7 protein-coding genes and 1 pseudogene are annotated in these 6,682 nt (G+C 60.9%); 4 read left to right on the top strand and 4 right to left on the bottom strand.

What is annotated here, in order from left to right:
- Together ACRXB1_RS27130 and hutG are read left to right on the top strand one after the other, a co-directional pair.
- Window positions 1-230: pseudogene (locus tag ACRXB1_RS27130) on the top strand (formimidoylglutamate deiminase); the annotation flags it as partial.
- A gap of 12 nt (window positions 231-242) precedes the next feature.
- Window positions 243-1,043: an N-formylglutamate deformylase gene (hutG, locus tag ACRXB1_RS27135; protein WP_449493781.1), complete on the top strand. Its 801-nt coding sequence runs from the start codon at window positions 243-245 to the stop codon at window positions 1,041-1,043.
- Here hutG and nadB read toward each other — a convergent pair.
- From nadB to radC, 4 genes are all read right to left on the bottom strand, one after another.
- Window positions 1,040-2,638 carry an L-aspartate oxidase gene (gene nadB / locus ACRXB1_RS27140; protein ID WP_062169434.1) on the bottom strand — a complete coding sequence of 533 codons (1,599 nt, stop codon included), beginning with the start codon at window positions 2,636-2,638 and terminating at the stop codon, window positions 1,040-1,042. The two genes, hutG and nadB, sit on opposite strands and share 4 nt — an antisense overlap.
- A 217-nt stretch (window positions 2,639-2,855) precedes the next feature.
- A complete protein-coding gene (gene rpmG, locus ACRXB1_RS27145; protein ID WP_061998735.1) occupies window positions 2,856-3,023 on the bottom strand; it encodes a 50S ribosomal protein L33 in 168 nt (55 codons plus the stop codon).
- An 11-nt stretch (window positions 3,024-3,034) separates the two neighbouring features.
- Window positions 3,035-3,268, bottom strand: coding sequence for a 50S ribosomal protein L28 (gene rpmB, locus ACRXB1_RS27150; protein ID WP_031359861.1), 234 nt, complete (start codon window positions 3,266-3,268; stop codon window positions 3,035-3,037).
- 283 nt (window positions 3,269-3,551) lie between these two features.
- On the bottom strand, window positions 3,552-4,226 hold the full coding sequence (radC, locus tag ACRXB1_RS27155) for a RadC family protein (RefSeq protein ID WP_449493782.1): 675 nt from the start codon (window positions 4,224-4,226) through the stop codon (window positions 3,552-3,554).
- Between the two features lie 434 nt (window positions 4,227-4,660).
- Between radC and ACRXB1_RS27160 the strand changes: the two genes are divergently transcribed.
- A complete protein-coding gene (locus tag ACRXB1_RS27160; RefSeq protein WP_061998736.1) occupies window positions 4,661-5,116 on the top strand; it encodes an FKBP-type peptidyl-prolyl cis-trans isomerase in 456 nt (151 codons plus the stop codon).
- Window positions 5,117-5,118: 2 nt separating this feature from the next.
- Window positions 5,119-6,081: a 4-hydroxy-3-methylbut-2-enyl diphosphate reductase gene (gene ispH / locus ACRXB1_RS27165; protein ID WP_061998737.1), complete on the top strand. Its 963-nt coding sequence runs from the start codon at window positions 5,119-5,121 to the stop codon at window positions 6,079-6,081.
- Window positions 6,082-6,682: the final 601 nt, after the last annotated feature.

The raw sequence follows: 6,682 nt of genomic DNA on the forward strand, positions 1-6,682 counted from the left end.
TGGAAGCCGGGCGTCGCGCGGATTTCATCGTGCTCGATCCTGACCATTCGGCTATTGCGGGCCAGGCGCCGGACGCGTGGTTATCGGGCGTGGTGTTCTGCGAACATGGCGAGACGCCGGTGCTGGATGTTTGTGTCGGCGGTAGAGTCGTGGTTGAAGCGCGCCGGCATCGCGATGAGCGCGAAGCGTTCGGGCAGTATCGAAAAACGCTCGCGGGCTTGCTCAAATAAAGGAACTCACCCATGACCGATCAAGTTTTCACCTTGAAGCGCGGCACTGCGCCGCTGCTGATTTCGATTCCCCACGCCGGCACGCAGATTCCGGCGGACGTTGCCGCGACCATGAATCCGATCGCCCGCGAGGTCGACGACACCGACTGGCATCTCGAACGTCTCTACGGGTTCGCGGCGGACATGGGCGCGTCGATTCTCGCGCCGTTCAATTCGCGCTACGTGATCGACCTGAACCGTCCGCCCGATGGCGCGAACCTCTACCCGGGACGCGATACAACCGGCCTTTGTCCCGTCGATACCTTCAACAGCGAGCCGCTTTACCCGGAAGGTGGCGCGCCGACCGAAGCACAGATTGCGGATCGTCGCGAAAAATACTGGCGGCCGTACCACGATGCGTTGAGCGAAGAACTGGCGCGTCTGAAAGCCGCGCACGGCAAGGTGCTGTTGTGGGAGGCGCATTCCATCCGCTCGCACGTGCCGCGTTTCTTCGATGGCAAGCTCTTCGACTTCAACCTGGGCACGGCAGGCGGCGAGAGCGCGGTCGCGGGACTCGGTGAAAAGCTCGAGGCGATGGTCGCCAGGACCGGCGTGTACACGGCTGTTGCGAACGGGCGCTTCAAGGGCGGCTACATCACGCGTCATTTCGGCAAGCCGCAGGACGGCATCCACGCGGTGCAACTCGAACTCTCGCAGATCACGTATATGGAAGAAACGCGCCCATATGCATACGACGAAACGCGCGCCGGCCAAGTCGCGCCGTTGATTCAGGATCTGATGCAGTGCGCGCTGGATGCCGTGCGAGAGGGCTAACCTTCACGCCGCCTGACCGCGGGCGGCGTGAGCACGGTCGGCAGCGCCTTCGGCAATGTCTCCGGCCAATCGCGGCTGAAATGCAGGCCGCGGCTTTCACGCCGCGAACACGCGCTTTCAACGATCATTGAAGCGACATCGACCAGATTGCGCAGTTCGAGCAAGTCCCGGCTCACCTTGAAGTTCGCGTAGTACTCGTGGATTTCGTCCCGTAGCAACGCAATCCGATGCTGCGCGCGGGCGAGGCGTTTATCCGTGCGTACGATCCCCACGTAATTCCACATCAGCCTGCGCAATTCGTCCCAATTGTGCGCGACGACAACTTCCTCGTCGGGATCGGAAACGCGGCTTTCGTCCCATGCGGGCAGCGGTGCATGCGCGCTCGTGGCATACCCTTCGGCTTCCATGGCTTGCGCCGCAGCGCGTCCGATCACGAGACATTCGAGCAGCGAATTGCTCGCCAGCCGGTTGGCGCCGTGCAAGCCCGTGCACGACGTTTCTCCCACCGCATAAAGTCCAGCGCGATCCGTGCGCCCGGCCAGGTCCGTGACCACGCCGCCGCATGTGTAATGCGCGGCCGGCACGACGGGAATCGGCTCCTTCGTTATATCGATACCGAACTCCCGGCAGCGCGCGAGGATGGTAGGGAAGTGCTCTTGCAGGAACGCCTCGGGCTGGTGGCTGATATCGAGATACACGCAGTCGATACCGCGCTTCTTGATCTCGAAGTCGATCGCCCGGGCTACGATATCGCGTGGCGCCAGTTCGGCGCGTTCGTCGTGCGCGGGCATGAAGCGGGTTCCATCGGGCAAGCGGAGGATGCCGCCTTCACCGCGGACCGCTTCGGAGATCAGGAACGACTTGGCGTACGGATGAAACAGGCAGGTCGGGTGGAACTGGATGAACTCCATGTTCGACACGCGGCAGCCCGCGCGCCAGGCCATCGCAATGCCGTCGCCCGTCGCGGTGTCGGGGTTCGTAGTGTAGAGATAGACCTTCCCGGCGCCGCCGGTCGCAAGCACCGTATGCGGCGCTTCGATGGTGACGGTGCGCCCGCTGGCAATATCGAGCGCATACAGCCCGTGACATCGATGCCCGGGGAGCCCGAGATGCTCGGACGTGATCAGGTCTATCGCGTGATGATCTTCGAGGACGGTGATATTCGGGTGATTGCGCACGCGCTCGTTGAGCGTTGTGACGACCGCGTGGCCCGTGGCGTCGGCGGCGTGAATGACCCGCCTGTGGCTGTGGCCGCCTTCGCGCGTCAGATGAAAGCCGAGTTCGGCCGAGCCATCCCTGGTGAACGGCACCCCTTGTTCGATCAGCCATTCGATAGCCGCGCGCCCGTTGTCCACAATGAAGCGCGTGGCGGCGGCGTCGCACAGTCCGGCGCCGGCGATGAGCGTGTCATCGACATGGTTGTCCGTGCTGTCGCCGGAGTCGAGCACCGCTGCAATTCCGCCTTGCGCCCAATCGCTTGCGCCTTCGCTCACGCTGCGCTTGGCGAGGATCACGACGCGCCGCGTGTGCGCAAGATTCAGGGCGACGCTCAGGCCCGCCAGTCCGCTGCCGATGATTGCCACATCGAAATTCATCCTGCCATGTCTCCGTCAGTTGTTGTCCGCCATGACTTTCGATTCACGCCGATAGCACGTAAAAAGTCCGGACGGCAAGCATAACGCGTGGGAAACGCGACCGACACTTTGCCGTTCGGCCAGTAGGGCGAAGGAATGAGCGAAGACCGGCTGAACCAAGCAAAAAGCCTCGCAGAAGCGAGGCTTTTTGTGCAGCGATACAAACGAAACAGAGACCTTATTTGATCTTCGTTTCCTTGTAGTCAACGTGCTTGCGGATAACGGGATCAAACTTCTTGATCGCCATCTTTTCCGGCATGTTGCGCTTGTTCTTCGTGGTCGTGTAGAAGTGACCCGTGCCAGCGGTCGATTCCAGCTTGATCTTGTCGCGTGCGCCCTTGGCCATTTTCGTGCTCCTTAGACTTCACCACGTGCGCGCAAATCTGCGAGCACGGAGTCGATGCCGTTCTTGTCGATCAGGCGAAGGCCGGCGTTCGAGAGACGCAGACGAACCCAACGGTTTTCGCTTTCAACGAAGAAGCGACGGTTTTGCAGATTGGGCAGGAAACGACGCTTGGTGCGGTTGTTCGCATGGGAAACGTTGTTGCCGCTCATCGGCCCCTTCCCGGTTACTTGGCATACACGTGCCATGAGAGCACTCCTAATACGCTTTAATTCTGAGTTCGAACGCCAAGTACACTTTGGACCGCTACGGGCTACCGGAGAGGCTTGCCCGAAATGACTGCGTACGCTCGGAACAGGTTGGTTGAAAGAAGCAAACCGAGATTCTAACCGCAAAAAACCAGCAAAATCAACTCTTTTTGGTATCGAAGGAGGTACCCGAGCGCGCCGCGCACAGTTGATTTCGTGACTTTTTCGCCTTGTATGGGCCGTCTGGACAATGTTTCGCCGTTGTTCGCCGATCAAACGCCGGTCAACTTGGCATCCAGCCCTGTCGCGAAAAAGAAAATACTTCGTTCGACGCCACGACCAGATGATCCAGCAACCGGATATCGATAAGGGCCAGCGCCTCGTGCAGCAAGCGGGTCAGCCGGCGGTCGCTCGCGCTCGGCGTGACGCCGCCCGAGGGGTGATTATGCGCCACGATCAGGCTCCCCGCGTTCAGCGTCAGCGCCCGGCGCACGATTTCCCGAGGATAGACGGCTACGCGCGAGAGCGACCCCTTGGCCGATTCGTCTACGGTTATCAGGCAATGCCGTACGTCCAGGAACAGCGTGACGAACACCTCGTTCGGCCGGTTGCCGATCAGCCACTTCAGATAGTCTTCGACCGCCTGGGGCGCATCAAGCAGCGGCCGGTCCCGCGTTTTCTCGGCCAAGGCCCGCTGGCATAGCTCGGACACCGCCAGCAGCAGCGCCGCCTTGGCCGGCCCGATACCGCCGAACCTGCGTAATTCGGTCGGACTCGCTCCGAGCACGCCGCGAATCGATTCGAACCGTGTGAGGAGGCCGCGCGCAACATCCACCGATGTCATGCCCGGCCGCCCCGTGTTCAGGAACAAAGCCAGCAGTTCGGCATCCGACAACGCGTGCGCACCTTGCTGCAAGAGGCGCTCACGCGGACGATCATGCTCAGGCCAGTCGAGCATGCGCGGTGCAGCGAGACTGTCATCGCCAGGAAGAGGAAGAGGAAGAGGAAGAGGAAGAGGAAGAGGCGCTGTCCGAAAGGCATCGGCAATGCAGGGAGAATCGGTTTGCACTAATTCAAGACGGGCGTTCATGGCGTGCTCCGGTTGAGGGCGAGCCGCTAGCGCGCGGCTGCCCGATGTCGTTCAGGGCGGCTGGAGAGACTAAGGCGAGGCCGAGGCACTGTGGCTTACAATGGGGGTTTCGCGCCTCCCTGGGCGCCTTGCTGATGGTCTGGCGGGCATTTACGCCCGATATCAGGCCGCAAGTGGCGCGGCTCCCGGGCGTCAGCCAGGCTTTCGCCAAGACAGCGTCCCGTCCGGACGCACGGTCCTTTATTGGGCGGCAGCGCCGACTGACAAGGTGATTGCGGCTTTTACGGCTAATACGATCAAACATGAGCATCATCGATATCTCCGAAGTGAAACCCGGTTCGCACGTCACGCTTCACTACCGGCTGGCGCTTGAGGATGGTGCGGACATTGTCAGCACGTTCGCCGACAAACCCGCCACGCTTTTGCTGGGCGAGGGCCACCTTGCTCCGCCGCTTGAAGACATTCTGATGGGTCTGAAAGTGGGGCACCACTCGACCTTTCGGCTGACGCCCGAGCAGGCGTTCGGTCCGCGCAACCCGGACATGCTCCAGTGGGTGTCGCTTGCCACGCTGCGCGAGAACGCCATGATCGGCGAGAATTTTTCGCCCGGCGATCTCGTGGAGTTCAACGCGCCTGGAGGCGGCCGCTATGCGGGCGTCCTGAAGGAAGTCGGCGAAACCTCTGCGCTGTTCGATTTCAACCATCCGCTTGCCGGCCAGCCGCTGGCGTTCGAAGTGAAAATCATCGGAATTCTGTAGCCATGAGCTCCACTGACACCCTTCTCGATGTCGAAATTCTCCTCGCGCAGCCGCGCGGCTTCTGTGCGGGCGTCGATCGTGCGATCGAAATCGTGGAGCGGGCCATTGCGCTGTTCGGCGCGCCCATCTACGTGCGTCACGAGATCGTGCACAACGCCTATGTCGTCGAGGACCTGCGCAAGAAAGGCGCGGTGTTCATCGAAGACCTGGCGGATGCGCCCGAAGGCAGCACGCTGATTTTCAGTGCGCACGGGGTGTCGAAGGCGGTTCGCGCCGAGGCCGAGACGCGCGGTTTGCGTGTATTCGACGCTACGTGTCCGCTCGTGACCAAAGTGCATATGGAAGTCGCGAAGATGCGCCAGGACGGCTTCGATATCGTGATGATCGGGCACAAGGGCCATCCGGAAGTGGAAGGCACCATGGGTCAGAGCGGGCAGGGCATGCATCTGGTCGAGGATATCGAGGACGTGCAGGCGCTGGCGCTCGCGGACCCGAACCGCATCGCCTATGTGACGCAGACCACGCTCTCGGTGGATGACGCGTCGGCAATCATCCAGGCGCTGAAGTCGAAATATCCGTCGGTGAAAGAGCCGAAGAAGCAGGATATTTGCTACGCCACGCAGAATCGTCAGGATGCGGTGAAGTTTCTCGCGCCACAGTGCGATGTGGTGATCGTGGTCGGCAGCCCGAACAGCTCGAACTCCAGCCGCTTGCGCGAAGTGGCAGAAAAGCGCGGCATTCCGGCCTATATGGTGGATTCGCCCACGCAGATCGATCCCAAATGGGTCGAAGGGAAAAAGCGCATCGGCGTGACGGCGGGCGCCTCGGCACCGGAAGTGTTGGCGCAAGCCGTGATTGCGCGGCTGCGTGAGTTGGGCGTACGCAATGTGCGGCCGCTTGAAGGTATTGAGGAAAAGGTGTCGTTCCCATTGCCGCGCGGGCTGACTCTGCCGTCGGAGAAGTAAGCCGCCTTTATATATAGGGCTGGACTGCCGTCGCAGCTGAAAAACCGCGCCGACTCGAGTTGGCGCGGTTTTTTTTATCAAGAAAACGCACTCGCTGAAGTCAACTAGTGTCAGCGAGGCTCGCGACAGCGGAAATCCAACTCTCCGCGCAGTAGAATCAATGCACTTTTCAGGTGCATTCGACGAAATAATTTCCCTTCCGCAATCCACAGGCACAGCTCGGTGTTTACCCACAGAGCCAGCGAATGGTGCAACTTGCGCACCGTCGTGGAGCGCAACCCGGTTGCGCTCTTGCGCTCATTCGCGTTGAAAAATGGGGTTGCAATGGAGGAAAACCCCTGTCAATCAACAATATTGCACGTCTCAAAAACCGAGTTACAATGCGCGCGTTCCAAGCCGGATGGGCTGGAAACACCAGCTTTTGAAGGCGCCGGAGACCTACTGAATGCGAATTAAGTTTGGCTTTGTTGTGACCATCGCGGCTGCGGTTGCGATGGCAACGGCATGCAGCAAAAAGAGTGAAAACGAACCAGCCGTTGGGGCATCGGCGACGCCGGAAGCATCGGCAAGCGTCGCGGCAAGTGCGCCGGCGTCGCCGATA

Source organism: Caballeronia sp. M23-90 (assembly GCF_053574605.1).